Source organism: Candidatus Obscuribacterales bacterium (assembly GCA_036703605.1).
In the GTDB taxonomy this organism is placed as follows: Bacteria; Cyanobacteriota; Cyanobacteriia; order RECH01; family RECH01; genus RECH01.
This window is the reverse complement of the sequence record DATNRH010000580.1, coordinates 1-1,429: the sequence shown is the minus strand read 5'-3', so window position 1 is coordinate 1,429 and position 1,429 is coordinate 1. Positions and strand designations below refer to the sequence as shown.

The window sequence follows — 1,429 nt, the reverse complement described above, 5'->3', positions numbered from 1 at the left end:
GGGGCGATCGTCCACGAAACTATTCCTTACAGTTTGTTGCTCTTTTTTCAGCAAGCCCTAGATAGCAGAACAGTGAACTTGACATTAGAGACACAGAAGCGATTGCCTGATGTTGGTGTCATTAGGTTCTAGGACTGCACATCCATATGCTCGGCGTGAGTGAGTGATAGACTTGAAGTAGAAACTAGGGAAGCGCATATGGTGAATCTAGCCCAGTTAGAGCAACTGCATCAAGGTGTGGCGTCTTGGAATCAATGGCGCGATCGCCATCCAGAGGTCTCGGTTGATCTGAGTGAAGCCGATCTGAGTGGTTTAGATCTACGGCAGATTAATCTACGGTCTGTGGATTTAACCAACGCTAATCTTAGCCATGCCAATCTCAGCCATGCCGACCTTTCTGGCGCAGTGCTGCGTCAGGTGGATATTTCCCATGCCGATCTTAGCCATGCCCAAGTGCTGGATACATCGCTGACTTGGTCAGACTCACGGGGTACTTGTTTTACTCAGATGCGCTTTACCCGACTACCCAAACTGTCGCTGCATCTAGAAACCAGCTTGATGGCTCGGGGAGCGATCGCCCTTGATCCCGTTGAGTCTTAATATCATGTCCTACAGAACGTCTAGAGATCAGCAAAGCGATCGCTAGCATCCAGGAGGGCTGTGCGAATGCCTGGTTCGGTCATAGAGTGCCCCGCATCGGGAATGACGATGAATTCAGCTTCGGGCCAGGCTTGGTGGAGCTCCCAAGCAGACATCATCGGACAGACGACGTCGTAACGCCCTTGAACAATTACTGCCGGAATCGATCGGATTCGATCAATATGTCGCAGAAGATCGTCGTCAGATTCGAAAAAGCCACCGTTGATAAAATAGTGACATTCAATGCGGGCAAAGGCGGCGGCAAAGTGAGGATCGCCAAACTGGGCCATGAGATTCTTATCTTGAATCAGCTTACTGGTACTGGCTTCCCAAATAGACCAGGCACGGGCGGCTTCTAAGCGCACCGCTTCATTGTCACTGGTGAGCCGTTGGTAGTAGGCGGTTAACAAATCATGGCGATCGCTCTCGGGAATGGGTGCCAGATAGGCTTGCCAGGCATCTGGAAACAGAAAGCTAGCCCCTTCTTGGTAAAACCAGCGAATTTCCTTTTGGCGCAGCATGAAGATGCCACGCAGAATTAAACCGACGCAGCGATCGGGATGGGCTTGGCTATAGGTTAGAGCCAGGGTACTGCCCCAACTGCCACCGAAGACCGTCCATTGTTCAATTCCAAGATGGTGACGCAACGTTTCGATATCGTTGACTAAATCCCAGGTGGTATTGTCTCGCAGTTCAGCGTGGGGCGTGCTGCGTCCACATCCCCGCTGTTCGAAAAGGACGACACGCCAACGCTGAGGATCGAAGTATTGGCGATAGCTGGGATGAATGC

General features: G+C 51.4%; 2 protein-coding genes. One reads left to right on the top strand and one right to left on the bottom strand.

The window, feature by feature from the left end; all coding sequences use genetic code 11:
• The first annotated feature begins 159 nt into the window (after positions 1-159).
• Positions 160-600, top strand: coding sequence for a pentapeptide repeat-containing protein (locus V6D20_12305; protein HEY9816561.1), 441 nt, complete (start codon positions 160-162; stop codon positions 598-600).
• Between the two features lie 20 nt (positions 601-620).
• Here the strand turns inward: V6D20_12305 and pip are convergent.
• Positions 621-1,429 (bottom strand): prolyl aminopeptidase (gene pip, locus V6D20_12300; protein HEY9816560.1); only part of this gene is annotated, 809 nt, incomplete at its 5' end.